The sequence below is a fragment of the Pseudomonas macauensis genome, assembly GCF_047902425.1.
Classification (GTDB): Bacteria; Pseudomonadota; Gammaproteobacteria; order Pseudomonadales; family Pseudomonadaceae; genus Pseudomonas.
The window spans coordinates 1,796,649-1,820,930 of record NZ_CP138377.1; the positions used below are offsets into that span (position 1 = coordinate 1,796,649).

A 24,282-nucleotide genomic window follows, 5' to 3' on the forward strand; every position below is an offset into this window, starting at 1 on the left:
GCGCTATAACAAGTTGTCGCATGGCGACAATGCCGACCTGACAATCGTCCCTACAATCCTTCCATCGATAGCCGCCTCAACCAGGCAGGAGAACACCGATGTCCGCTCCGCAAGCTCAGGTCCAACGTTCCGATTTCGACCAGGTCATGGTTCCCAACTATTCGCCGGCTGCCTTCATTCCGGTGCGTGGCGAGGGTTCCCGAGTCTGGGATCAGAGCGGCCGAGAGCTGATCGACTTCGCCGGCGGCATCGCAGTGAACTCCCTGGGCCACGCCCACCCGGCGCTGATGAAGGCGCTGACCGAGCAGGCCGGCAAGATCTGGCACGTCTCCAACGTGTTCACCAACGAGCCGGCCCTGCGCCTGGCCAAGAAGCTGATCGATTCGACCTTTGCCGAGCGCGTGTTCTTCGCCAACTCCGGCGCCGAGGCCAACGAGGCCGCACTGAAGCTGGCTCGCCGTTATGCCCACGACGTCTACGGCCCCGAGAAGTACGAGATCATCTCGATGGTCAACAGCTTCCACGGCCGTACCCTCTTCACCGTCAATGTCGGTGGCCAGGCCAAGTACTCCGACGGCTTCGGTCCGAAGGTGCAGGGCATCACCCACATTCCGTTCAACGACCTCGACGCGCTGAAGGCCGCCATCTCCGACAAGACCTGCGCCGTGATCATCGAGCCGGTACAGGGCGAGAGCGGCGTGCTGCCGGCCGACAAGGCCTACCTGGAAGGCGTGCGCAAGCTGTGCGATGAGAACAACGCACTGCTGATCTTCGACGAAGTGCAGAGCGGTTTCGGCCGTATCGGCTACCTCTACGCCCACCAGTACTACGGCGTGAACCCGGACATCCTGTCCAGCGCCAAGGGCCTGGGCGGCGGCTTCCCGATCGGCGCCATGCTCACCACCGCGAAGATCGCCGAACACCTGGTAGTCGGCACCCACGGCACCACCTACGGCGGCAACCCGCTGGCCTGTGCCGTGGCCGGTGCGGCCTTCGACGTGATCAACACCCCGGAAGTGCTCGAAGGCGTGAAAGCCAAGCATGAGCGCTTCAAGGTCCGCCTGGAGAAGATCGCCGCCGAGTACGGCATCTTCACCCAGGTTCGCGGCATGGGCATGCTGATCGGCGCCGTGCTGGCCGACGCCTGGAAGGGCAAGGCCAAGGACGTGCTGAACGCTGCCGAGAAAGAGGCCGTGATGGTCCTGCAGGCCGGCCCGGACGTGGTGCGCTTCGCGCCCAGCCTGGTGATCCCGGATGCGGACATCGACGAAGGCCTGGATCGCCTGGAGCGCGCCATCGCCAAGCTGACCCGCGGCTAACAGCTGCGACTAAGCTGAATCAGCGGCGGAGCGATTTCGCCGCTTCGCCGGCCGGGATGTTCCGGCCGGTCTTCCGAATGCCCTGGTGAGTGCGGCACAGGCTGTGTCGCGCCCACGAATCATGAACTTTTGTCTGGTTAGAGGAGTGACGCCATGCTGGTGATGCGCCCCGCCCAAGTGGCCGACCTGCAGCAGGTGCAGCGTCTCGCCGCGGACAGCCCGGTCGGCGTCACGTCGCTGCCGGACGACGCGGAACGTCTGCGGGAAAAGATCCTCGCCTCGGAGGCCTCGTTCGCCGCCGAAGTGAGCTTCAACGGTGAGGAAAGCTATTTCTTCGTGCTGGAAGACAGTCTGAGCGGCCGTCTGGTCGGCTGCTCGGCGATCGTCGCTTCGGCCGGCTTCTCCGAGCCCTTCTACAGCTTCCGAAACGAGACCTTCGTGCACGCCTCCCGCGAGCTGAAGATCCACAACAAGATCCACGTCCTCTCGCTGTGCCATGACCTTACCGGCAACAGCCTGCTGACCAGCTTCTACGTCGAGCGCGACCTGGTGAACACACCGATCGCCGAGCTCAACTCCCGTGGCCGCCTGCTGTTCATGGCCAGCCATCCGGAGCGCTTTGCCGACGCGGTGGTGGTGGAGATCGTCGGTTACAGCGACGACCAGGGCCAATCGCCGTTCTGGAATGCCATCGGGCGCAACTTCTTCGACCTCGACTACTCCGAGGCGGAGAGGCTCTCGGGCCTGAAGAGCCGCACCTTCCTTGCCGAGCTCATGCCGCACTACCCGATCTACGTGCCGCTGCTGCCGGACGAGGCGCAGGAGTCCATGGGGCAAGTGCACCCACGTGCGCAGATCACCTTCGACATCCTGATGCGCGACGGCTTCGAATCCGACAACTACGTCGACATCTTCGACGGCGGCCCGACCCTGCACGCGCCCATTTCCAGCATCCGCTCCATCGCCCAGAGCCGGCAGGTGCCGGTGCGCATCGGTGAAGGCGGCAAGGGCAACCGTGGCTACCTGGTCACCAACGGCCAGCTGCAGGACTTCCGCGCCATCGTCACCGAACTCGACTGGGCACCCGGCAAGCCGGTGACCCTGAACCAGGAAGCCGCCGACGCCCTGGGCGTCGGCGAAGGCGCCAGCGTGCGCCTGGTCGCGATCTGAGGGGAGAGAACATGATCGTCCGTCCCGTAACCAGCGCCGACCTTCCGGCTCTATTCGACCTGGCGCGCAGCACCGGCACCGGCCTGACCACGCTGCCGGCCAACGAGCAGCGCCTGCAGCACCGCGTGAGCTGGGCCGAGAAGGCCTTCCGTGGTGAAGCCGAGCGTGCCGACGCCGACTACCTGTTCGTGCTGGAAAGCGACGAAGGCAAGGTGGTGGGGATTTCCGCCGTGGCCGGCGCCGTCGGCCTGCGCGAGCCCTGGTACAACTACCGTGTCGGCCTCACCGTCAGCGCCTCCCAGGAGCTGGGCATCCACCGCGAGATTCCCACGCTGTTCCTGGCCAATGACCTCACCGGGCAGTCCGAGCTATGCTCGCTGTTCCTGCATGCCGACCACCGTACCGGCCTCAACGGCCGCCTGCTGTCCAAGGCGCGCTTCCTGTTCATCGCCGAGTTCCGCGAGCTGTTCGGTGACAAGGTGATCGCCGAGATGCGCGGCATGTCCGATGGCGACGGCCGCTCGCCGTTCTGGGAAAGCCTGGGCCGGCACTTCTTCAAGATGGAGTTCAGTCAGGCCGACTACCTGACCGGCGTGGGCAACAAGTCCTTCATCGCCGAGCTGATGCCCAAGTTCCCGCTCTACACCTGCTTCCTCTCGGAAGAGGCGCGTGCGGTGATCGGCCGCGTGCATCCGGACACCGAGCCGGCGCTGGCCATGCTCAAGGCCGAAGGCTTCAGCTACCAGGGCTACGTCGACATCTTCGATGCCGGCCCCGCCATCGAGGCGCCGACCGACAAGATCCGTCCGATCGCCGACAGCCAGACCCTGGTGCTGGCTATTGGCACGCCGGGCGACGACGCCGAACCCTTCCTGATCCACAACCGCAAGCGCGAGGAGTGCCGCATCACCGCGGCACCGGCGCGGGTGGCCGCCGGCTCGCTGGTGGTCGACGCGCTGACCGCCAAGCGCCTGCGCCTGTCCGCCGGGGCTTCGGTCCGCGCGGTGCCTCTCTCCGGAAAACGCAACTGACGCCGCAAGGCGTCAGGGGAGCCTGATGATGAATACCCACTACATTGCCGGCCAGTGGCTGGCGGGCGAAGGCGAGCCGCTGGAGTCCCTCTGCCCGGTCAGCCAGGCCGTGGTCTGGAGCGGTCGCGCCGCCTCGGCTGCACAGGTCGCTGCCGCCGTTGCAGCCGCGCGTGCCGCCTTCCCGGCATGGGCCCGTCGCCCGGTGGAGGAGCGTATCGCCGTGCTGGAACGCTTCGCCGCCACCCTCAAGGGCCGCTCCGAGGAACTGGCCCGCGCCATCGGTGAGGAAACCGGCAAGCCGCTGTGGGAAGCCGCTACCGAAGTGACCAGCATGGTCAACAAGGTTGCCATCTCGGTTCAGGCCTTCCGTGAACGCACCGGCGAGAAGAGCGGCCCGCTGGCCGACGCCACCGCCGTGCTGCGCCACAAGCCCCACGGCGTGGTCGCCGTGTTCGGCCCGTACAACTTCCCCGGCCACCTGCCCAACGGCCACATCGTGCCGGCCCTGCTGGCGGGTAACGCCGTGGTGTTCAAACCCAGCGAACTGACCCCGAAGGTCGCCGAGCTGACCCTGCAGGCCTGGATCGAAGCCGGCATTCCCGCCGGCGTGATCAACCTGGTGCAGGGTGCCCGTGACACCGGCGTCGCGCTGGCTGGTAACGACGACATCGACGGCCTGTTCTTCACCGGCTCCAGCCGCACCGGCAACTTGCTGCACAGCCAGTTCGGCGGTCGCCCGCAGAAGATCCTCGCGCTGGAGATGGGCGGCAACAACCCGCTCATCGTCGATGAAGTGAAAGACGTCGACGCTGCCGTCTACACCATCATCCAGTCCGCCTTCATTTCCGCCGGCCAGCGTTGCACCTGCGCCCGCCGACTGCTGGTGCCGCAGGGCGCCTGGGGTGATGCGCTGATCGAGCGCCTGGTGGCCGTGGCCTCGACCATCAAGGTCGGCCGCTTCGACGAGCAGCCGGCGCCCTTCATGGGCTCGGTGGTCTCGCTGGCCGCCGCCGAACATCTGATCAAGGCCCAGGAACAGCTGCTGGCCAAGGGCGCCAAGCCGCTGCTGGCGATGACCCAGCCGCTGGCCAGCGCCGCGCTGCTGACCCCGGGTATCCTCGACGTGACCGCCGTGGCGGAGCGCCCGGACGAAGAATTCTTCGGCCCGCTGCTGCAGGTGATCCGCTACGCCGACTTCGACGCCGCTGTGCGCGAAGCCAACGCCACCCAGTACGGCCTGGCCGCCGGCCTGCTGTCGGATTCCCGCGAGCGCTATGAGGACTTCCTCATCGAAAGCCGCGCCGGCATCGTCAATTGGAACAAACAACTGACCGGCGCTGCCAGCAGCGCACCCTTCGGTGGCATCGGCGCCTCCGGCAACCATCGCCCGAGTGCCTACTACGCCGCCGACTACTGCGCCTATCCGGTCGCCTCGCTGGAAAGCGAGAGCCTGAGCCTGCCTGCAACCCTGACCCCGGGAGTGAGCCTGTGATGACCGCCTATGAAATGAACTTCGACGGTCTGGTCGGACCGACGCACAACTACGGCGGCCTGTCCTACGGCAACGTCGCCTCGCAGAGCAACAGCCAGGCTGCGTCCAACCCGCGCGAAGCCGCCAAGCAGGGCCTGGCGAAGATGAAGGCGCTGATGGAAATGGGCTTCAAGCAGGGCGTGCTGGCCCCGCAGGAGCGCCCGGCCGTCGCCTCGCTGCGTGCCCTGGGCTTCTCCGGCAGCGATGCCGAGGTGATCGCCAAGGCCGCCAAGGAAGCCATGCCGCTGCTGGCCGCGGTCAGCTCGGCGTCCTGCATGTGGACTGCCAACGCCGCCACCGTCAGCCCCAGCGCCGACACCGCCGACGGCCGCGTGCACTTCACCGCCGCCAACCTGAACTGCAAGTTCCACCGCTCCATCGAGCACCCGGTCACCAGCCGCATCCTCGGCGCGATGTTCCGCGACGAGAAGCACTTCGCCCACCACGCCGCACTGCCGGCAGTGGCGCAGTTCGGTGACGAAGGCGCGGCCAACCACACGCGCTTCTGCAAGTCCTACGGTGAAGCCGGCGTCGAGTTCTTCGTGTTCGGCCGCAGCGCCTTCGACAGCCGTTTCCCGGCGCCGCAGCGCTACCCGGCCCGGCAGACCCTGGAAGCCTGCCAGGCGGTTGCCCGCCTGCACGGCCTGACGGACGACGGCGTGGTCTACGCCCAGCAGAATCCGGCCGTGATCGACCAGGGTGTGTTCCACAACGACGTGATCTCCGTGGGTAACGGCGAAGTGCTGTTCCACCATGAAGACGCCTTCCTCGACACCGAGCGCGTGCTGGCCGAGCTGCATGACAAGCTGGGCCGCCGCGGCGGCCGCTTCCAGGCCGTGTGCGTGCCGCGCGACCAGGTCACGGTCGAGGACGCGGTGAAGTCCTACCTGTTCAACAGCCAGCTGCTCACCCGCGCCGACGGCAGCATGCTGCTGATCGTCCCGGAGGAGTGCCGCAAGAACGAGCGCGTATGGAACTACTTGTCGCGCCTGACCGCCGAGGACGGCCCGATCCGCGAGGTGAAGGTGTTCGACCTCAAGCAGAGCATGCAGAACGGCGGCGGCCCCGCCTGCCTGCGCCTGCGCGTGGCGCTGACCGACGGCGAGCTGGCAGCGGTCAATCCGGGCGTGATCATGACCCCGACCCTGCACGACACCCTGGTCACCTGGGTCGACAAGCACTACCGCGATCGCCTGTCCGAATCCGACCTGGCCGATCCGCAACTGCTGGTGGAATGCCGTACGGCGTTGGATGAATTGAGCCAGATCCTTAAACTGGGCTCGGTTTATCCCTTCCAGCAAAACTGAGTGACCGACATGACCGAAAGCCTCCCGCTGATTCTCGAAGACAACAAGGGCGAGCGCCGCGAGACCCACACCGCGCGCCTGGCCATCCGCCTGGAAGGGCGCGAGCTGTGGCTGGAGGCCGACGGCAAGGGCGGCCTTACGATCTACGCCGACTCCCATGAGGACGACGCCGAGATCCCGCTGCTGGTGGTGCGCCCGCAGGCGGTGAACCAGTTGGGCCTGACTTTGGAGCTGGAAGCCGCCGAAGTCCACGAACATGGTCCAGACTGTGGATGTGACCATCACCACTGATCGCGGAGTCCACGGCCCATCCGGCCGCTGGGAATGATGGAGGCGTCCGCATGCTAGCCCTGGGCAAACTGCTCGAACTGACCCTCGCCGGCCGTGAGCCGACGGAAAAGATCCAGCTCACCGCGGACGGTACCCGTCTGCACTGGCTGGCGGAAGGCGCACTGGAAATCACCCCGTCCACCCTCCGTGACCAGGGCCGTGACCTGCTGCTTTCGGCTGGTATCCACGGCAACGAGACCGCCCCCATCGAGCTGCTCGACCGCCTGGTGCAGCGCATCGCTCGTGGCGAGCTGAAGCCGGCGGCGCGCATCCTGATCCTGCTGGGCAACCCCGAAGCCATGCGCCGCGGCGAGCGTTACCTGGAACAGGACATCAACCGCCTGTTCTGCGGTCGCCACGAGGAGGGCAGTGGCAACGAAGCCCTGCGCGCCTCCGAGCTGGAGCGCCTGGCCGCAGCGTTCTTCGCTCGCGACGGGCGAACCCGTCTGCACTACGACCTTCACACCGCCATTCGCGGTTCGAAGATCGAGCAGTTCGCGCTCTACCCCTGGAGCGAGGGGCGCCAGCACTCCCGCGACGAACTGGCGCGCCTGCGCAGCGCCGGCATCGACGCCGTGCTGCTGCAGAGCAAGCCGGGCATCACTTTCAGTGCCTACACCTACAGCCACCTGGGCGCCGAAGCTTTCACTCTGGAGCTGGGCAAGGCGCGGCCGTTCGGGCAGAACCAGGCGGTCAACCTCGATCGCCTGGAAGGCATGCTGCAGGGACTGATCCGTGGCGATGCGCCGGAAGCCGATGGTGAGCAACTCGATGGCCTCAAGCTGTTCGCCGTGTCCCGCGAAGTGATCAAGCACAGCGACCATTTCCGCCTGCACCTGGACGATGCGGTGGATAACTTCACCGAGCTGGACCAGGGCTACCTGCTGGCCGAGGACATCGGTGGCACCCGCTGGATCGTGGAGGAGCAGGGTGCGCGGATCATCTTCCCCAACCCTCGGGTGAAGAACGGACTGCGCGCCGGCATTCTGGTCGTTCCCACCGAACTCTGATGGTAGCGTAGGGCGTATAACGTTCGACGTTATACGCCGATTGACCTTGCTCCCAAGGCACTCCAAGTTCAGCCATGGCGCCGACGGCAAGCCAGGGTGAAACGGCGTACAACCGCGAACGGTTGTACGCCCTACGAAAGCCTTGAACCCAACCCTTGTCCCGTCTCTGGCGAGCGCTTAGCATCGGTCCTTTCCGCCTGATGCCCGAGGAGCTCCGCCATGTCTACCATCGACCTTCGCAGCGATACCGTCACCCTGCCCACCGCCGGGATGCGCGAGGCCATGGCGCGTGCCGAACTGGGCGACGACGTCTATGGCGAAGACCCCACCGTCAACCGCCTGGAAGCGACCCTGGCAGAGCGTCTGGGCTTTGCCGCCGCGCTCTTCGTGCCCACCGGCACCATGAGCAACCTGCTGGGGCTGATGGCCCACTGCGGCCGCGGCGATGAATACATCGTCGGCCAGCAGGCGCACACCTATAAATATGAAGGCGGTGGCGCCGCCGTCCTCGGCTCCATCCAGCCACAGCCGATCGACGGCGAAGCCGACGGTTCGCTGGACCTGGCCAAGGTCGAGGCGGCGATCAAGCAGGACGACTTCCACTTCGCCCGCACCCGTCTGCTGGCGCTGGAAAACACCATGCAGGGCAAGGTCCTGCCGCAGGCCTATCTCGCCGCCGCACGGGAGATGACCCGCCGCCGTGGCCTGGCCCTGCACCTGGACGGCGCGCGCTTGTACAACGCGGCGGTCAAGCTGGGCGTGGACGCCTGCGAGATCACCCGCCACTTCGATTCCGTCTCGGTATGCCTGTCCAAGGGGCTTGGCGCGCCGGTGGGCTCGGTACTCTGCGGCGACGCCGAGCTGATCGGCCGCGCGCGCCGTCTGCGCAAGATGGTTGGCGGGGGCATGCGCCAGGCCGGCGGCCTGGCAGCGGCGGCGCTGTATGCGCTGGACCATCAGGTCGAGCGTCTGGCTGAGGACCATGCCAACGCCGAAACGCTGGGCCGTGGCCTCGCCGAACTGGGCTATGCCATCGAGCCGGTACAGACCAACATGGTCTACGTCGGCATCGGTGAGCAGGCCGGTGCGCTGGCTGCCCATCTCGCCGAGCGCGGCATTCGCGTCAGCCCGGCGGCGCGCCTTCGACTGGTCACGCACCTCGACGTGAAATCGGCGGATATTCCGCGTATCGTGGAAGCTTTCGCTGCCTTTCGTCGCGACTGAGCATGCGTGAGGCGCAATAGGCGCCGTCTATCGCACAAACACTCTGTACCCAGTACGCAGGGCCGATCATAATGCGGCCCTTTGCCGGCGATTTGTGGCCGTATTTTTCCGTGGAAGAATCTATGAAAAGCGCTGAAATCCGTGAAGCCTTCCTCCGCTTCTTCGAAGAGAAGGGGCACACCCGCGTTGCGTCCAGTTCGCTGATCCCCGCGAACGATCCGACCCTGCTGTTCACCAACGCAGGCATGAACCAGTTCAAGGATTGCTTCCTGGGCCTGGAAAAGCGCGCCTACACCCGCGCCACCACCAGCCAGAAGTGCGTGCGTGCCGGCGGCAAGCACAACGACCTGGAAAACGTCGGCTACACCGCGCGCCACCACACCTTCTTCGAAATGCTGGGCAACTTCAGCTTCGGCGACTACTTCAAGCGCGACGCCATCACCTACGCCTGGGAATTCCTGACCTCCGACAAGTGGCTGAACCTGCCCAAGGAGAAGCTCTGGGTCACCGTCTACGCCACCGATGACGAGGCCTATGACATCTGGACCAAGGAAGTCGGCATTCCCGCCGAGCGCATGGTCCGCATCGGCGATAACAAGGGCGCTCCCTACGCGTCGGACAACTTCTGGGCGATGGGCGACACCGGTCCGTGCGGTCCGTGCACCGAGATATTCTTCGACCACGGCGCTGACATCTGGGGCGGCCCGCCCGGCTCGCCGGAAGAAGACGGCGACCGCTACATCGAGATCTGGAACAACGTATTCATGCAGTTCAACCGCACCGCGGACGGCGTCATGCACCCGCTGCCGGCGCCGAGCGTGGATACCGGCATGGGCCTCGAGCGCATCAGTGCCGTGCTGCAGCACGTCCACTCGAACTACGAGATCGACCTGTTCCAGAGCCTGCTGAAGGCTTCCGCCGACGCCATCGGCTGCGCCAACGACGGCGCTCCGTCGCTGAAAGTCGTGGCCGACCACATCCGTTCCTGCGGCTTCCTGATCGCCGATGGCGTGCTGCCGTCCAACGAAGGCCGCGGCTACGTGCTGCGCCGCATCATCCGTCGCGCCTGCCGCCACGGTAACAAGCTGGGCGCCAAGGGCACCTTCTTCCACAAGATCGTTGCCGCGCTGGTTGGCGAGATGGGCGAAGCCTTCCCCGAGCTCAAGCAGCAGCAGGCGCACATCGAGCGCGTGCTCAAGACCGAGGAAGAGCAATTCGCCAAGACCCTGGAGCAGGGCCTGAAGATCCTCGAGCAGGACCTGTCCGAGCTCAAGGGCAGCGTCATCCCCGGCAACGTGGTATTCAAGCTGTACGACACCTACGGCTTCCCGGTCGACCTGACCAACGACATCGCCCGCGAGCGCAGCCTGACCCTCGACGAGGAAGGCTTCGAGCGCGAGATGGAAGCCCAGCGCGAGCGTGCCCGCTCCGCCAGCGCCTTCGGCATGGACTACAACAGCCTGGTGAAAGTCGACGGCGACACCCGCTTCCTCGGCTACCAGGGCGTCTCCGGCGCCGGCCAGATCATCGCCCTGTTCAAGGACGGCAAGGCCGTCGAGCAGCTGGGCGAAGGCGAGGAGGGCGTGGTCGTCCTCGACCAGACTCCGTTCTACGCCGAATCCGGTGGCCAGGTCGGCGACTGCGGCTACCTCGCCGGTGCCGGCGTGCGCTTCGACGTGCGTGACACCACCAAGGCCGGCGGTGCGCACCTGCACCACGGCGTGGTTGCCCAGGGCAGCCTGAACGTCGGTTCCGCGGTGAAGGCCGAGGTCGATGCTTCCGTGCGCCAGGCCACTGCGCTGAACCACTCCGCGACCCACCTGCTGCACTCCGCGCTGCGCCAGGTGCTGGGCGATCACGTCCAGCAGAAGGGCTCTCTGGTGAACAGCCAGCGCCTGCGCTTCGACTTCAGCCACTTCGAGGCGATCAAGCCGGAGCAGCTGAAGCAACTGGAAGACATCGTCAACGCCGAGATTCGCAAGAACACCGAAGTCGAGACCGAAGAGACCGACATCGACACCGCCAAGGCCAAGGGCGCCACGGCGCTGTTCGGCGAGAAGTACGGCGACCTGGTGCGCGTGCTGAGCATGGGCGGCGACTTCTCCGTCGAGCTGTGCGGCGGCACCCACGTGTCCCGTACCGGCGACATCGGCCTGTTCAAGATCACCAGCGAAGGCGGCGTGGCCTCCGGCGTACGCCGTATCGAGGCGGTTACCGGCGCTGCAGCGCTGGCCTACCTGAACGGTGCCGAAGAGCAGCTCAAGGAAGCGGCCGGCCTGGTCAAGGGCAGTCGTGACAACCTGCTGGACAAGCTGTCCGGCCTGATCGAGCGCAACCGTCAGCTGGAAAAGGAGCTGGAACAGCTCAAGGCCAAGGCCGCCAGCGCCGCCGGTGACGACCTGGCTTCCTCGGCCATCGAGGTCAGCGGCGCCAAGGTGCTCGCCGCGCGTCTCGACGGTGTGGACGGCAAGGCGCTGCTGGCGCTGGTCGACCAGCTCAAGAACAAGCTCGGCAGCGGCGTGATCCTGCTCGGCGGCGTGTTCGAGGAGAAGGTCGTGCTGGTTGCCGGCGTGACCCAGGACCTGACCGCCAAGCTCAAGGCTGGCGATCTGATGAAGCAGGCCGCTGCGGCTGTGGGCGGGAAGGGCGGTGGTCGCCCGGACATGGCCCAGGGCGGTGGCGTCGATGCCGGCAAGCTGGACGAGGCTCTGGCGCTGGCGCGTACATTTGTCGAACAGGGCCTCTAAGAACCTGCTTACGATCTGCTGCGCGTCGGCATAACGGCGTTGAAATCGGTTTCGGGATGCTCATTTACTGTGTGTAAACTCCGCTCCCTCAACCGATTTCGCCTTGTTCTGCTCTAGCTCGCGAGATCGTAAACAGGCTCTAAAGGCCCTGAAATACCGGGGTCCGCAGCGCGTCCGGCGGGCCTTGGCAGCATGCGGTGATGCATGTTAAATGGGCGCCCTTCAGGAATCAGGCGGCTTTTGAAATGGCTTTGATCGTACAGAAGTTTGGAGGGACCTCCGTCGGCACCGTCGAGCGAATCGAGCAGGTGGCCGAGAAGGTGAAGAAATTCCGTGAGGCGGGCGACGACATCGTCGTGGTGGTGTCCGCCATGAGCGGCGAGACCAATCGCCTGATTGGCCTGGCGAAACAGATCATGGACCAGCCGATTCCGCGCGAGCTGGACGTCATGGTTTCCACTGGCGAGCAGGTGACCATCGCGCTGCTGAGCATGGCGCTGATCAAGCGTGGCGTGCCGGCGGTGTCCTACACCGGCAACCAGGTGCGCATCCTGACCGACAGCTCGCACACCAAGGCGCGTATCCTGAGCATCGACGATGCCAACATTCGCGCAGACCTGAAGGCCGGCCGCGTCGTCGTGGTCGCAGGCTTCCAGGGTGTGGACGAGCACGGCAACATCACCACCCTCGGCCGTGGCGGTTCCGACACCACCGGCGTGGCCCTGGCCGCGGCGCTGAGGGCCGACGAGTGCCAGATCTACACTGATGTCGATGGCGTCTACACCACCGACCCGCGCGTAGTGCCGCAGGCGCAGCGCCTGGACAAGATCACCTTCGAGGAGATGCTGGAAATGGCCAGCCTCGGCTCTAAGGTCCTGCAGATCCGTTCGGTCGAATTCGCCGGCAAGTACAACGTCCCGCTGCGCGTGCTGCACAGCTTCCAGGAGGGTCCGGGCACCCTCATTACCCTTGATGAAGAGGAATCCATGGAACAGCCGATCATCTCCGGCATCGCCTTCAACCGCGACGAAGCCAAGCTGACCATCCGTGGCGTACCGGATACTCCCGGCGTTGCTTTCAAGATCCTTGGTCCGATCAGCGCTGCGAACATCGAAGTCGACATGATCGTGCAGAACGTTTCGCACGATAACACCACCGACTTCACCTTCACCGTGCACCGTAATGACTACCAGGCCGCCCTGGAAATCCTCAAGCAGACCGCCACCAGCATCGGTGCGCGCGAAGCCACTGGCGACACCAACATCGCCAAGGTTTCCATCGTCGGTGTCGGCATGCGTTCCCACGCCGGTGTCGCCAGCCGCATGTTCGAGGCTCTGGCCAAGGAATCCATCAACATCCAGATGATCTCCACCTCGGAAATCAAGGTTTCCGTCGTCATCGAAGAGAAGTACCTGGAGCTGGCGGTGCGTGCCCTGCACACGGCGTTCGAGCTCGACGCCCCGGCCCGACAGGGCGAGTAAGGGGAGTGATACCCGAAAGGCGCGGCTACCCCGCGCCTTTTGTCGTTTTTGATCAGGCGCTAGGAACTTTCATTCCGACAGGACTGGTCAATACTTGGGTGAAGGATTCGCGCACTTGATCTACACGAATCTGCCACCATTTCTTTTTTGCAGACTGTTTATCCGTAATTCGTAAGGAGAAAGGAATGCTGATTCTGACTCGCCGGGTCGGAGAGACCCTGATGGTCGGTGATGACGTCACCGTGACTGTGTTGGGCGTCAAGGGAAATCAGGTGCGAATCGGTGTGAATGCGCCGAAGGAAGTCGCTGTGCACCGTGAGGAAATCTACCAGCGCATCCAGAAAGAGAAAGACCAAGAACCAAACCATTAATTTTTCTAAAATTTTTCTTTGCAAACGGGGAAAACATGGATATCATGCGCCCCGTGTTGCGGAGAGGTGGCCGAGTGGCCGAAGGCGCTCCCCTGCTAAGGGAGTACACCTCAAAAGGGTGTCGGGGGTTCGAATCCCCCCCTCTCCGCCATTGCATCCTCTGGTGCGATGAGTTGTCCGGTTACGTAAGTGACTGAAATGATTGAAAAATCTTGTTGACAGCTCAGAATAATCGCTCTAGAATTTGCGCCCTCATCAGCGCACTCATAGCTCAGCTGGATAGAGTACTCGGCTACGAACCGAGCGGTCGGAGGTTCGAATCCTCCTGAGTGCGCCATATACGAGGCAACGCGAAAGCGGGGCTTCAGTGGCGAAAGGGCTGAAAGGCCAATAGCTGCAACCAGTTGGTGAATCTGGTTAAACTTTACCGACGACGCACTCATAGCTCAGCTGGATAGAGTACTCGGCTACGAACCGAGCGGTCGGAGGTTCGAATCCTCCTGAGTGCGCCATATACGAAAGGGCCTGCAGAAATGCAGGCCCTTTTTCTTTGTGCGGCGAAAAACTTCCCCGTCAGGGTTCTCAGCGTTTCGCCTTGCCAGCCACGCAGCCATCCTCGTCGAAGGTCACGCTGCGCGCGCCGTGCCTCTTGTCCGCCTCATAGTGATAGCGCAGCGTCCCGTTGTTCTGGCTGACCTTGTCCGGCCTGCCGAGGGCGCTTTCCACGTCTCTGCGGGTCATCCCGGTCCTGATCCTGCCTTCGATGATCGCCTTGCGCCTGGCTGCGCCGGTAACGCGATTGCCGCAGCCGTTCTGCTGCTCGCCCACTACCACGACGCCTTCATCGCTCTCCTGGATTTTCCCGCGTGCCGCTGTGCGGGGTAGTGCTGCGGGCCTGGGGTTCGCCAGCGGTACCGGTTTGCCGTTGCCTGGCGTGGGGTTGGAGGCTTCCTGTCGGTCCTGCTGCTGATCGGTGGAGCAGCCATACTGGCTGAAGAGGACTTTCCCCGCGGCGGATGTGCAGCGGAACACCGTTGCCGCTTCGCTGGTCGGTAGCAGAAGCAGGGTCGAAAACAGCAGGGCGGGCAGGCGCATGATGTCCTCCGTGAAGGCGGGCCTGCCAGGCAGCCTAGGACCTGGATTTGTAATCCGGTGCTGGGTGTCTTGTCGGGGATTTCGCGCGTCGAACCGAGCGATGAACCCGTACTGAGCTTTCGGGCGCAAGCGATTGTTCTTGCCGCTATTTTGTAACGCGTATTGCACCCCGGAGTGTTATCATTTCCCGCATCTGCCCTTGATGGGCGCATGGGACAACCACCATGGACTTACCCAGTAGTTACTCAGAACCCCGATTGCGTAAACACGACCTGATGTATTGATCCCCAATGGCGCGTTCTGCCACTGGGGGTGGAGCGTGCTATGACCGAAGTAGAAGCCAAGAAGCCGCAGGAAAGCCTGCAGGACCGCCTCAACCAGGTGGTCGACCTGCTGCACAAGCACAAGCTGGTGGAAGACCTGACGCACCGTCAGGAAGGCCAGCATCACGATCTCGTCGAAAACCTGGTCCACCGCCAGAACCTTGCCGAACTTCAGCGCAAGCTGGACGAGCTGCACCCGGCCGACATCGCCCACATCCTCGAATCGCTCCCGCTGGATGACCGCCTGACGGTCTGGCAACTGGTCAAGGCCGAGCGCGACGGCGACATCCTCCTTGAAGTCTCCGACGCCGTGCGGGAAACCCTGATCGCCGACATGGACGATCATGAGATCCTCGCGGCGGCCAAGGACATGGATGCCGACGAACTCGCGGACCTGGCGCCGGAGCTGCCGCGCGACGTGGTCCATGAGCTGATGGAAAGCCTCGATGCGCAACAGCGCGAGCGTGTGCGTTCGGCGCTCTCCTACGAGGAAGACCAGGTCGGCGCGCTGATGGACTTCGAGATGGTCACCATCCGCGACGACGTCAGTCTGGAAGTGGTGCTGCGTTACCTGCGCCGCCTCAAGGAGCTGCCGGGTCATACCGACAAGCTCTTCGTGGTCGACTATGACGGCGTGCTCAAGGGCGTGCTGCCGATCAAGCGCCTGCTGGTGAATGATCCGGACAAGGACGTGGCCGAGGTCATGGCAACCGATCCGGTGACCTTCACCCCCGACGAGGACGGCTACGATGCCGCCCAGGCGTTCGAGCGCTACGACCTGATTTCCGCCCCGGTGGTGGACAAGAACGGCAAGCTGATCGGCCGTCTGACTATCGACGAGATGGTCGACCTGATCCGTGAGGAGAGCGAGAGCGAAGTGCTGAGCATGGCCGGTCTGCGCGAAGAGGAAGACATCTTCGCCTCGGTCTGGAAGTCGGTGCGCAACCGCTGGGCCTGGCTGGCCACCAACCTGATCACTGCCTTCATCGCCTCGCGGGTGATCGGCCTGTTCGAAGGCTCCATCGAGAAGCTCGTGGCGCTGGCCGCGCTGATGCCCATCGTCGCTGGTATCGGCGGTAACTCCGGTAACCAGACCATCACCATGATCGTCCGCGCCATGGCGCTGGATCAGATCCAGACCAACAGCGCCAACCGCCTGCTGCGCAAGGAACTGGGCGTGGCCCTGGTGAACGGCCTGGTATGGGGGGGGGTGATCGGCCTTGTCGCCTTCTACCTGTATGGCAACTGGGAACTGGGTGCGGTGATGACTGGCGCGATGACGCTGAACCTGCTGCTGGCGGCGCTGATGGGGGTGCTGATCCCGATGACGCTGCTGCGCCTGGGGCGCGACCCGGCCATGGGTTCCAGCGTGATGATCACCGCCATGACCGACAGCGGCGGTTTCTTCATCTTCCTTGGGCTGGCGACGTTGTTCCTGATGTAAGCCGCTCCGCCGAAAAGGCCGCCCGCGAGGCGGCTTTTTTGTGCCCGGGATTTCCCTGGAAATTACAGGCATGAAAAAGCCGGCTCAGGGCCGGCTGTTTTCGGTCTTGCGTACGACTCAGGCGTCGTTTTGCGCCATTTCGGCGTCGTGCGCGATCAGGGCGATCAGCGCGTTCTGCTGGCGATGGGTCAACTGGCGGAAGCGTTGCAGCAATTCGCGTTCGTGCAGGCTCAGCTCGGGGCTGTCCAGGCGAATGCCGAGATTGTCCTGCAATGCGCCTTCCTGAAGCAGGCTCTGCTCCAGGCGCGCGATGATCTCGGAGTTCATGCTGCGATGGTGGCTACGAGCGACTTCAGCGATACGCTCGCGCATGCCTTCCGGCAGACGTACGACGAATTTGTCAGCGGTGCGGCTGGAGTAGGTAGGGGTTGCCTGTTTCAATGGGCGCATACATTAAACCTGTAAGTCAGGGAGGCCGATGCCATGGGTCAGCGTTCGTTCAGGCCCTTTGACAGCGGTTTCCGTTGGTCGTTCAGCGCGTCGTCAACGGTTTCGGAAAAAACCAATAACTTGACGTCAAATCTGCGACATATTGTGGCTCGGGTGAAGGCTAAATGCCAGCACCAATCATCCGAAATGCGACGTCCTCGGCAGACCTTCCTTTCGACGGGTTCAAGTGACGTCAGGCCCGATATTGACAGCGTAGCCGAACTGCGGAGGGCTCCGCTCCGTCACTGCGACGGGGGGAGGCGTGTATCCGATGAGGGGGCGCGCATGATGGCACAGCGGGCAGGCCAGGGGCAGGGTTGGCCGGTGTTAACTGCATTTTCCGACAGCAATTCTTCTGACCTCCTGCGTGGCTGACGGTATCATCTGGCCCGCGGATCAGAAACGACGTAGCGCCGAGCCGCCGGCCCCTCCAGAGAGTGTCATGACCCCAGGCAGACTCATTTACCTGATGGGCCCATCGGGCTCCGGCAAGGACAGCCTGTTGCAAGCCGCCAGTACTCCCCTGGCGGCGCGGGACTGCCGGATCGTCCGGCGCGTCATCACCCGTTCCGCCGAGGCGCGTGGCGAAGAGGCGCATTCGGTGAGTGTCGAGGAGTTCGCCCGGCTGGAGCAGACTGGCGCCTTCGCCATGAGCTGGCGCGCCAACGGCCTGCACTATGGCATCCCCCGCGAGATCGATGACTGGCTCGCCGCTGGCCACGACGTGTTGGTCAATGGTTCACGTAAGTACCTGCCCGAGGCGAGGCGCCGTTATCCGTGGCTGATCGCGGTATTGCTGCGGGTCGAGCCCGAGGTACTGCGGCAGCGCCTGCTGAAGCGGGGGCGCGAGACGCTGCCGGAGATCGAGGCGCGCCTGGCCCGCAACGCGCACTTCGCCGACGGCCTGCCCGGACCGCTGGTGGAGCTGGACAACTCGGTATCCCTCGACGTCACCGTCGGCCATCTGCTGGACCTGCTCGATCCGCCGGATGCCCAGGCGGGCTGAGCGTCAGTCCAGGCGCAGTGACAGGCTGACACCGTGAGGTGCGAACCCCATCGCCGCATAGAAGCGGTGGGCCATTTCCCGGTCCTGGTGGCTGGACAGCGCCAGCTTGTAGCAGCCCCAGCCGCTGGCCCATTCCACGGCGCGCCGGATCAGCGCCTGGCCGATGCCCTGGCCGCGGGCACGGCTGTCCACCACCATGTCTTCGAGAATCGCCGAGCGGGCGAAGCCGTGGGCGATGTGCTCGATGAGGTGCAGGGTGCAGGTGCCCAGCAGGATGCCGTCGCGTTCGGCCACCAGCGTGACCCGTGTCGGGCGCTGGTTGCCCAGTTCCAGCGCGAGCAGCGCGATGTCCGGGCTCGGATCCTGGAGGCCCAACTGCTGCAGCAGGGGCGCAAGGGCAGGGGCGTCGTCCGGCGTGGCGACACGCACGTCGAAGGTGGCGAAGGGCGAATCGGGCGTCGCTTCGTGGTCTGCTGGGCTGCTGTTCACGGTATTCCTCCCCTGTTGAAAAAATTATGGACCCGTCCGGTGGCAGCGGCATGACAAAATCGCCATCGCTCGTTAACATGCCGACCCGATCGTGTCCCGGTAGCTCAATTGGATAGAGCGTCCCCCTCCTAAGGGGAAGGTTGGAGGTTCGACCCCTCTCCGGGACACCAGCATGCCAAGGCCCGCACTCGCGGGCCTTTTGTTTTTTCAGGGGCGGTGAGGCTTTCGCTCGCCCTTGGAATACGACAGGTAATTCGTCGATGCGCTACGGTGCCGGTTGGACTCAGGGACTGTAGCTCACCCGGTTGCGTCCGTTGTGCTTGGCCTCGTAGAGCGCCTGGTCGGCCTTGATCAGGGCCTTGCTCAGGCTGCCGTTCGCGCCGAGGCGAGCGAGGCCGAGACTGATGGTGACCGATGGGGTGCCAGGCTGTTCGGCGACGGCGCGGCGCAGCCGATCCATGTGCTGGCTGGCTTGCTCGGCGCTGATGCCCCAGAGGTACAGGCCGAACTCCTCGCCACCCAGGCGGGCGAATTCGAAGCCGTCCATTTCGCTGCGGATCGCGTGCGCCACGCGGGTCAGTACCTCGTCGCCGACATCGTGTCCGTAGTTGTCGTTCACCCGCTTGAAGTGGTCGATGTCGACCATCGCCAGATAGCGCTCTTCGCTGGCGTCCTCACCCAGGCGCCGGCCGACACGGGCCATGAACGAGCGGCGGTTGGGCAGGTCGGTGAGTACGTCGAGATAGGCCTGGTCCACCAGCAGCCGGGCCATGGCGTAGTTGTGCAGCTTGGCCTGGCTCAGGTGATGGAAGATGTAGACCGTCAGGGCACTGATGAACAGTGGGTAGCAGATCAGCATGCTGCGCCGCTCGTCGAAATGCGGCACGTCGCCCAGCAGCGGGTTGAGCAGCACCCAGGTCACCACCAGCACGGCGAAGAAAGCGGGGCGGTTCAGCGGCATGGCGGTGGCGCTGTAGAGGATGGTCGCCGCGGCAATCACCAGCCAGGTCGAGCGTAAGGCTTCGGGCAGCCCATCGATCACTAGGCGGGCTGCCACGCAGAAGACGGTGACGAAGATCAGGTTGATCACATAGAAATGCTGTGCCTTGCGCACCTTGGCGGACACCAGGGTGATGGCGGCGAAGGCGGCGAGAAAGATCAGCGAGCCGATGCCGAAGCCCTGAAAGGCCTGGAAGCTGACGATCAGGTCGAACAGGAACCACATGCCGATGCTGACGCAGAACACCAGCAGGCTGAGCCCGTGCAGCCGTTCGAAATCATGCTGGAGGAATTCGGCCCGTAGCTCGGGCGATATGCGTTGCTTCAGTACTTCGGATTCAATCGTCTTGAACATTTACCGCCCTGTGCACGAGTGGGTCGCCGGCGCGAGCATAGCCGAACGGCCGAAGCCCCGCGCGGGTCGCTCGTACAGGGCCGTTGCGCTGGTAGCCCGTTCGAAGGATCCCAGCACTTGCTGTAGCATCTCGCGATGCTGGCCTGCGCGCCTGGAAAGTGTGTTGAAGAATTCTACGAACGAGCGGATCTAGCGGATGCTGAGTGCAGAACTGAAGGCCTTCTATCGGGTTGCGAAGCTGGGCAGCATCACCCAGGCGGCGAAGAAGCTCGGCCTGAGCCAGCCCACCGTCACCACCCAGATCCGCAACCTGGAAAGCCAGTACGCGGTGGAGCTGTTCTACCGTGGCGGCCGCCGCCTGACCCTGAGCGACGAGGGCGCGCGCCTGTTGCCGATGGTCGAGGCGTTGTTGCAGCAGGAAGCCGACATCGAGTTCTACCTGCGCAATTGCGGGCAGATGCAGGGTGCGCTGCGCATCGGCGCCACTTCTCCTTATTACGTGCTCGGCCTGATCAAGACCTTCCGTGAGCGCTTCCCGCAGATCGAGGTGTCGGTGGAGATCGGCAACTCCCAGCAGGTGCTCGAAGCGCTGGTGGAGTGTCGGGTCGACCTGGCGGCCTCCTCACAGCAAGTGGACGATGCGCGCCTCACCCGCGTGGTGCTCGGCAGCGATCCGTTGGTGCTGGCGGTGCATCGCAGCCATCCACTGGCGATGCAGCAGTCGGTGGCGTTGGGTGATCTGCGCAGTCACTGCCTGCTGATGCGCGAGGCGGGCTCCACCACCCGCCAGCTTACCGAGGCGATGTTGCAGGACGCCGGGGTTACCCCGGCCTCGATGCTGGAGATCGGCAGCCGCGAGTCGATCCGCGAGGCGGTGATCCGCAACCTGGGAGTGAGCATCATCGCCCGCCAGGAGGTGCCGGATAATCCGCAGCTGTGTGTGCTGGAGATCGTTGGCGCGCGGCGGATCGATGAGTACCTGTATTGCCTGAAGGATCGGCGGCAGGCGCGGTTGCCGAGTGCGTTTCTGGGGTTGGCGCAGGTGTAGGCGTGGGCGCCACGCCTGCGCATTCACCTGTAGGCGCGGATTCATCCGCGATGGATTTCGCGGACAAGGTCCGCTCCTACGGGAGCGCACGTACCGCGCAGGCTCTAACTCTTAGCTTCTGAGGACTTCCAGAGAAACATCCGCACACGCCGGAGCGCCCCTTCAGGAGGCCGAGTGGAATCGGAGTTTCAGGGGTTGAGCGACATGGATGTCGCGAGAGACGCGATGGGCCAGGGATGGCCCTTCGCGGCGTGCCCCTGAAACTCCGATGGAGCGAGGGAATTTTTCGCCTAAGCGAAAAACCGGATGCAGGGGCAAGCGCTTTGGTTACTTTCTTGGGGGCGGCCATCCGTCGTTTGAGAAAGTGACTCGCCCGAGGGGGCGAAACCCAATACATCCGAACACACAGAAGCGGCGCAGACACACCCAATTCCAAAGAAGAGCATCGCGGACGAAGTCCGCTCCTACGGGTGAGTCCTGCGCTTTTCTCGTAGAAACGGCACCCCGCGTAACCCAACCCATCGCAAAATTTTTCATCCCTATACCAAAATTTGCCTATGGATCTATCGGTGCACTTTTCCTCATCGCAATAGAGCCGTCGCATTCGCTCCCTAGCATGAACCTCGTCAAATCACGTCGCTGCCCACGGCGGCGTGAGCCAAAAGAACACGAGGTACCGCCATGCACACGACCATCGCCGGCACGCCGCTCAGCGTGCGCCACATCCGTAAACGCTTCGGCCAGTTCGTCGCCCTCGACGGCGTTTCGCTGGACGTCAAGGCGGGCGAGCTGGTCTGTCTGCTCGGTCCCTCCGGCTGCGGCAAGACCACGCTGCTGCGCTGCATCGCCGGCCTGGAGCGCCAGGACGAGGGCACCTTGCACTTGGGCCAGCGCGACGTGTCCCTGCTGCCGCCGCAGGCGCGCGACTACGGCATCCTGTTTCAGTCCTACGCGCTGTTCCCCAACCTGACCGTCGAGCAGAACATCGCCTACGGCCTGGCCAACGCCAGCAAGGACGAAGCCCGCCACCGCGTAGCCGAGATGCTGGAGCTGGTTGGCCTCTCCGGCAGCGAGAAGAAGTACCCCGGCCAGCTCTCCGGCGGCCAGCAGCAGCGTGTGGCGATGGCCCGCGCGCTGGCGCCGAGCCCGTCGCTGCTGCTGCTCGACGAGCCGATGTCGGCGCTGGACGCCCGTGTGCGCGAGCACCTGTGTGGTGAGCTTCGCCAACTGCAGAAGAGCCTGGGCATCACCACCGTAATGGTGACCCACAACCAGGACGAAGCCATGCTGATGGCCGACCGCATCGCGGTGATGAACCACGGTCGCATCGAGCAGTACGGCACCGCCCAGGAGATCTACAGCACCCCGGCCACGCCCTTCGTCGCCGAGTTCGTCGGCCAGGGCAACTGGTTGCCGTTCGAGCGCGGCAATGATGGCCATGCGCGCGTCGGCAGCCTCAACCTGCGCCTGCAGAACCAGGCCGCGAGCGCCTCGGGTCGGCTGTTCTGCCGTCCGGAGGCGATCAGCGTGAACCCGGTGGTGCATCAGGAAAACCTGTTCCGCGCGCAGATCCGCGAAATCACCTTCCTCGGCAACCGCTGCCGCATGAGTTTCGAGCTGGAGCAGCTGCCGGGCCATCCGCTGCTGGCTGAACTGGCGCCGGAAGACATGCCGCGCCTGGGCACCCCGGATATCTGGGTATCCCTGCCGCCCCGCAGCCTGCAGGTGTTCGCCTGAGATGGATGCCGTGGTGAATCACAATCCGGCGCTGTCCGCCGGCAAGCTCCGTGGAGATCTGGGCGATCGCCTGTTCGTGCGCGGCGGCAAGTGCCTGCTGCTGGTCCTGCTCACCGTTGCGGTGCTGCTGCCGCTGCTGGCCATCTTCTGGCGCGGCTTCAGCAGTGCGGCGGGGCAGGGCGGTGGCGTTGCCGCGATGGGCGAACTGCTGCGCAGCGATAACTTCCACTGGCTTCTGGGCAACAGCCTGAAGGTTTCGCTGAGCGTGGCGTGCATCGTCGTGCCGGCGGCTTACCTGTTCGCCTACGCGCTGCAACGCACGCTGATCCCGGCCAAGGGCCTGTGGCGGGGGATTTCCCTGCTGCCGCTGCTGGCGCCCTCGATGCTGCCGGGCATCGCGCTGATCTACCTGTTCGGCAACCAGGGCCTGCTGCGCGGCTGGGTGCCGGACAACATCTACGGCTTCTGGGGCATCGTCCTGGGCGAAGCCATCTACACCTTCCCCCATGCGTTGATGATCCTGCTGTCCGCGCTGTCGCTGGCCGATGCGCGCCTGTTCGACGCCGCCTCCAGCATGGGCGCCAGCCCCTGGAAAGCCTTCCGCAGCATCACCTGGCCGGGCTCGCGGCAGGGTGTGTTCGCCGCCTTCTGCCTGGTGTTCACCCTGACCATCACCGACTTCGGCGTGCCGGTCGTGGTGGGCGGCGACTATCAGGTGCTGGCGCTGGAAGCCTACAAGGCGGTGGTCGGCCAGCAGCAGTTCGGCCGTGGCGCGCAGATCGGCATGATCCTCCTGCTGCCGGCGCTGCTCAGCTTCGCCGTGGACACCTGGCTGCGTCTGCGCCAACGCGAGGCCATGAGCGGTCGCGCGCAGGTCTACCATCCCAAGCCGTCGCGCCGCCGCGATGCCGCCTTCCTTGCCGTCGTCGTACTGATCAGCACGGTATTGCTGGGTGTGCTGGGCATGGCCGTGTACTCCTCGCTGGTGAAGTTCTGGCCGTACAACCTGTCGCTGTCGCTGCATCACTACGATTTCGACACCACCGCCGGCGGTGGCTGGCTGGCCTACCGCAACAGCCTGACCATGGCCGCCTGTACCGCCATCATCGGCAGCGCGGTGATCTTCACCGGCGCCTACCTGATGGAGAAGACCCGCGAGCAGCCATGGCTGAACCAGCTGCTGCGCATGCTCTGCTTCGTGCCGATGGCCGTTCCCGGCCTGGTGCTGGGCCTGGGCTACGTGTTCTTCTTCAACCTGCCGAGCAACCCGCTGCATGTGTTCTACGGCAGCATGGCGCTGCTGGTGGTGTGCACCATCGCCCACTACCTGACCACCGCGCAGATGACCGCTACCGCGGCGCTGCGCCAGCTCGACGGCGAGTTCGAGGCTGCCGCGCTGTCGCTGAAGATGCCGCTGTGGCGCCACTACCTGCGCGTCACCGTGCCGATCTGCCTGCCGGCGCTGCTGGACATCATCCGCTACCTGTTCGTCTCGGCGATGACCACGGTATCGGCGGCGATCTTCCTCTACAACCCGGACACCATCCTCGCCGCCGTCGCCGTGCTGAACATGGACGACTCCGGCAACGTCGGCGGCGCCGCCGCCATGTCCACCCTGATCCTGATCACTTCCGCCGCCGTGTCGCTGCTGCTGGCCGGCGCCTCGCGCGGCCTGCTGCGCCGCTCCCAGGCCTGGAGGAAGTGATCGCCCAGAGTTTTACGTTGCACGTAAGTAGCGCTTCACCTGCCGCTCTGAACCAGAAACTCAACGTTGCA

General features: G+C 64.5%; 20 protein-coding genes and 4 tRNA genes. 20 read left to right on the plus strand and 4 right to left on the minus strand.

The window, feature by feature from the left end; genetic code table 11:
• Positions 1-98: 98 nt before the first annotated feature.
• The 14 genes from SD196_RS08580 to SD196_RS08645 all read left to right on the plus strand — a co-directional run bounded on the left by SD196_RS08580 (position 99) and on the right by SD196_RS08645 (position 14,033).
• Positions 99-1,319, plus strand: a complete 1,221-nt coding sequence (locus SD196_RS08580) for an aspartate aminotransferase family protein (protein WP_275607998.1) — start codon at positions 99-101, stop codon at positions 1,317-1,319.
• Between the two features lie 153 nt (positions 1,320-1,472).
• On the plus strand, positions 1,473-2,489 hold the full coding sequence (aruF, locus tag SD196_RS08585) for an arginine/ornithine succinyltransferase subunit alpha (RefSeq protein WP_275607997.1): 1,017 nt from the start codon (positions 1,473-1,475) through the stop codon (positions 2,487-2,489).
• 11 nt (positions 2,490-2,500) lie between these two features.
• On the plus strand, positions 2,501-3,520 hold the full coding sequence (gene astA, locus SD196_RS08590) for an arginine N-succinyltransferase (RefSeq protein WP_275607996.1): 1,020 nt from the start codon (positions 2,501-2,503) through the stop codon (positions 3,518-3,520).
• Between the two features lie 25 nt (positions 3,521-3,545).
• Positions 3,546-5,012 (plus strand): succinylglutamate-semialdehyde dehydrogenase, encoded by a 1,467-nt coding sequence (astD, locus tag SD196_RS08595; RefSeq protein WP_343578000.1) that lies wholly within the window; start codon positions 3,546-3,548, stop codon positions 5,010-5,012.
• Positions 5,012-6,358, plus strand: coding sequence for an N-succinylarginine dihydrolase (gene astB / locus SD196_RS08600; protein WP_275607994.1), 1,347 nt, complete (start codon positions 5,012-5,014; stop codon positions 6,356-6,358). Before astD ends, astB begins: the two co-directional genes overlap by 1 nt.
• Before the next feature lie 9 nt (positions 6,359-6,367).
• On the plus strand, positions 6,368-6,649 hold the full coding sequence (locus SD196_RS08605) for a GTPase (RefSeq protein ID WP_275607993.1): 282 nt from the start codon (positions 6,368-6,370) through the stop codon (positions 6,647-6,649).
• 50 nt (positions 6,650-6,699) lie between these two features.
• Positions 6,700-7,698, plus strand: a complete 999-nt coding sequence (gene astE / locus SD196_RS08610; RefSeq protein WP_275607992.1) for a succinylglutamate desuccinylase — start codon at positions 6,700-6,702, stop codon at positions 7,696-7,698.
• 219 nt (positions 7,699-7,917) lie between these two features.
• Complete coding sequence (ltaE, locus tag SD196_RS08615; protein ID WP_331317184.1) at positions 7,918-8,922, plus strand: low-specificity L-threonine aldolase; 1,005 nt, start codon at positions 7,918-7,920, stop codon at positions 8,920-8,922.
• A 122-nt stretch (positions 8,923-9,044) separates the two neighbouring features.
• A complete protein-coding gene (gene alaS, locus SD196_RS08620) occupies positions 9,045-11,669 on the plus strand; it encodes an alanine--tRNA ligase (protein ID WP_275607990.1) in 2,625 nt (874 codons plus the stop codon).
• Between the two features lie 245 nt (positions 11,670-11,914).
• The gene (locus tag SD196_RS08625; RefSeq protein ID WP_343577999.1) at positions 11,915-13,150 is read left to right on the plus strand and encodes an aspartate kinase; all 1,236 of its coding nucleotides are present in this window, start codon (positions 11,915-11,917) and stop codon (positions 13,148-13,150) included.
• 185 nt (positions 13,151-13,335) lie between these two features.
• Positions 13,336-13,521 carry a carbon storage regulator CsrA gene (gene csrA, locus SD196_RS08630; protein WP_003085981.1) on the plus strand — a complete coding sequence of 62 codons (186 nt, stop codon included), beginning with the start codon at positions 13,336-13,338 and terminating at the stop codon, positions 13,519-13,521.
• Positions 13,522-13,581: 60 nt separating this feature from the next.
• Positions 13,582-13,672, plus strand: a tRNA-Ser gene (locus SD196_RS08635).
• A gap of 109 nt (positions 13,673-13,781) precedes the next feature.
• Positions 13,782-13,858 (plus strand) — tRNA-Arg (locus tag SD196_RS08640).
• 98 nt (positions 13,859-13,956) lie between these two features.
• Positions 13,957-14,033 (plus strand) — tRNA-Arg (locus SD196_RS08645).
• A gap of 70 nt (positions 14,034-14,103) precedes the next feature.
• Here SD196_RS08645 and SD196_RS08650 read toward each other — a convergent pair.
• Positions 14,104-14,616, minus strand: coding sequence for a DUF4124 domain-containing protein (locus SD196_RS08650; protein ID WP_343577998.1), 513 nt, complete (start codon positions 14,614-14,616; stop codon positions 14,104-14,106).
• A 324-nt stretch (positions 14,617-14,940) separates the two neighbouring features.
• Here SD196_RS08650 and mgtE point away from each other — a divergent pair, with 324 nt between their 5' ends.
• A complete protein-coding gene (gene mgtE, locus SD196_RS08655) occupies positions 14,941-16,383 on the plus strand; it encodes a magnesium transporter (protein ID WP_275607987.1) in 1,443 nt (480 codons plus the stop codon).
• 117 nt (positions 16,384-16,500) lie between these two features.
• Here the strand turns inward: mgtE and amrZ are convergent, their stop codons facing one another.
• The gene (gene amrZ / locus SD196_RS08660) at positions 16,501-16,833 is read right to left on the minus strand and encodes a transcriptional regulator AmrZ (protein ID WP_015476477.1); all 333 of its coding nucleotides are present in this window, start codon (positions 16,831-16,833) and stop codon (positions 16,501-16,503) included.
• Positions 16,834-17,314: 481 nt separating this feature from the next.
• Between amrZ and phnN the strand changes: the two genes are divergently transcribed.
• A complete protein-coding gene (phnN, locus tag SD196_RS08665) occupies positions 17,315-17,878 on the plus strand; it encodes a phosphonate metabolism protein/1,5-bisphosphokinase (PRPP-forming) PhnN (protein ID WP_343577997.1) in 564 nt (187 codons plus the stop codon).
• A gap of 3 nt (positions 17,879-17,881) precedes the next feature.
• On the opposite strand, the gene SD196_RS08670 is transcribed toward phnN, so the two are convergent.
• Entirely contained in the window at positions 17,882-18,367 is a 486-nt protein-coding gene (locus SD196_RS08670) for a GNAT family N-acetyltransferase (RefSeq protein WP_275607985.1), read from the minus strand.
• A gap of 93 nt (positions 18,368-18,460) precedes the next feature.
• Between SD196_RS08670 and SD196_RS08675 the strand changes: the two genes are divergently transcribed.
• A tRNA-Arg gene (locus tag SD196_RS08675) sits at positions 18,461-18,537 on the plus strand.
• A gap of 113 nt (positions 18,538-18,650) precedes the next feature.
• Here SD196_RS08675 and SD196_RS08680 read toward each other — a convergent pair.
• Complete coding sequence (locus tag SD196_RS08680; RefSeq protein ID WP_275607984.1) at positions 18,651-19,721, minus strand: sensor domain-containing diguanylate cyclase; 1,071 nt, start codon at positions 19,719-19,721, stop codon at positions 18,651-18,653.
• Between the two features lie 196 nt (positions 19,722-19,917).
• On the opposite strand from SD196_RS08680, the gene SD196_RS08685 reads away from it, so the two are divergent.
• From SD196_RS08685 to SD196_RS08695, 3 genes are all read left to right on the plus strand, one after another.
• Positions 19,918-20,769 (plus strand): LysR family transcriptional regulator, encoded by an 852-nt coding sequence (locus SD196_RS08685; protein ID WP_416311262.1) that lies wholly within the window; start codon positions 19,918-19,920, stop codon positions 20,767-20,769.
• 681 nt (positions 20,770-21,450) lie between these two features.
• On the plus strand, positions 21,451-22,506 hold the full coding sequence (locus SD196_RS08690) for a putative 2-aminoethylphosphonate ABC transporter ATP-binding protein (RefSeq protein ID WP_416311263.1): 1,056 nt from the start codon (positions 21,451-21,453) through the stop codon (positions 22,504-22,506).
• Between the two features lies 1 nt (position 22,507).
• Positions 22,508-24,211, plus strand: coding sequence for a putative 2-aminoethylphosphonate ABC transporter permease subunit (locus SD196_RS08695; protein ID WP_343577929.1), 1,704 nt, complete (start codon positions 22,508-22,510; stop codon positions 24,209-24,211).
• Positions 24,212-24,282 lie beyond the last annotated feature (71 nt).

Bases quoted from the DNA above. Each gene is read 5' to 3' on its own strand.
- SD196_RS08605 (WP_275607993.1), top strand. From the start codon at position 6,368: ATGACCGAAAGCCTCCCGCTGATTCTCGAAGACAACAAGGGCGAGCGC.
- SD196_RS08685 (WP_416311262.1), top strand. From the start codon at position 19,918: ATGCTGAGTGCAGAACTGAAGGCCTTCTATCGGGTTGCGAAGCTGGGC.
- csrA (WP_003085981.1), top strand. From the start codon at position 13,336: ATGCTGATTCTGACTCGCCGGGTCGGAGAGACCCTGATGGTCGGTGAT.
- SD196_RS08690 (WP_416311263.1), top strand. From the start codon at position 21,451: ATGCACACGACCATCGCCGGCACGCCGCTCAGCGTGCGCCACATCCGT.
- SD196_RS08650 (WP_343577998.1), bottom strand. From the start codon at position 14,616: ATGCGCCTGCCCGCCCTGCTGTTTTCGACCCTGCTTCTGCTACCGACC.
- astE (WP_275607992.1), top strand. From the start codon at position 6,700: ATGCTAGCCCTGGGCAAACTGCTCGAACTGACCCTCGCCGGCCGTGAG.
- SD196_RS08625 (WP_343577999.1), top strand. From the start codon at position 11,915: ATGGCTTTGATCGTACAGAAGTTTGGAGGGACCTCCGTCGGCACCGTC.
- alaS (WP_275607990.1), top strand. From the start codon at position 9,045: ATGAAAAGCGCTGAAATCCGTGAAGCCTTCCTCCGCTTCTTCGAAGAG.
- astD (WP_343578000.1), top strand. From the start codon at position 3,546: ATGATGAATACCCACTACATTGCCGGCCAGTGGCTGGCGGGCGAAGGC.
- SD196_RS08695 (WP_343577929.1), top strand. From the start codon at position 22,508: ATGGATGCCGTGGTGAATCACAATCCGGCGCTGTCCGCCGGCAAGCTC.
- ltaE (WP_331317184.1), top strand. From the start codon at position 7,918: ATGTCTACCATCGACCTTCGCAGCGATACCGTCACCCTGCCCACCGCC.
- SD196_RS08680 (WP_275607984.1), bottom strand. From the start codon at position 19,721: ATGTTCAAGACGATTGAATCCGAAGTACTGAAGCAACGCATATCGCCC.
- phnN (WP_343577997.1), top strand. From the start codon at position 17,315: ATGACCCCAGGCAGACTCATTTACCTGATGGGCCCATCGGGCTCCGGC.
- aruF (WP_275607997.1), top strand. From the start codon at position 1,473: ATGCTGGTGATGCGCCCCGCCCAAGTGGCCGACCTGCAGCAGGTGCAG.
- astA (WP_275607996.1), top strand. From the start codon at position 2,501: ATGATCGTCCGTCCCGTAACCAGCGCCGACCTTCCGGCTCTATTCGAC.
- mgtE (WP_275607987.1), top strand. From the start codon at position 14,941: ATGACCGAAGTAGAAGCCAAGAAGCCGCAGGAAAGCCTGCAGGACCGC.
- amrZ (WP_015476477.1), bottom strand. From the start codon at position 16,833: ATGCGCCCATTGAAACAGGCAACCCCTACCTACTCCAGCCGCACCGCT.
- SD196_RS08580 (WP_275607998.1), top strand. From the start codon at position 99: ATGTCCGCTCCGCAAGCTCAGGTCCAACGTTCCGATTTCGACCAGGTC.
- astB (WP_275607994.1), top strand. From the start codon at position 5,012: ATGACCGCCTATGAAATGAACTTCGACGGTCTGGTCGGACCGACGCAC.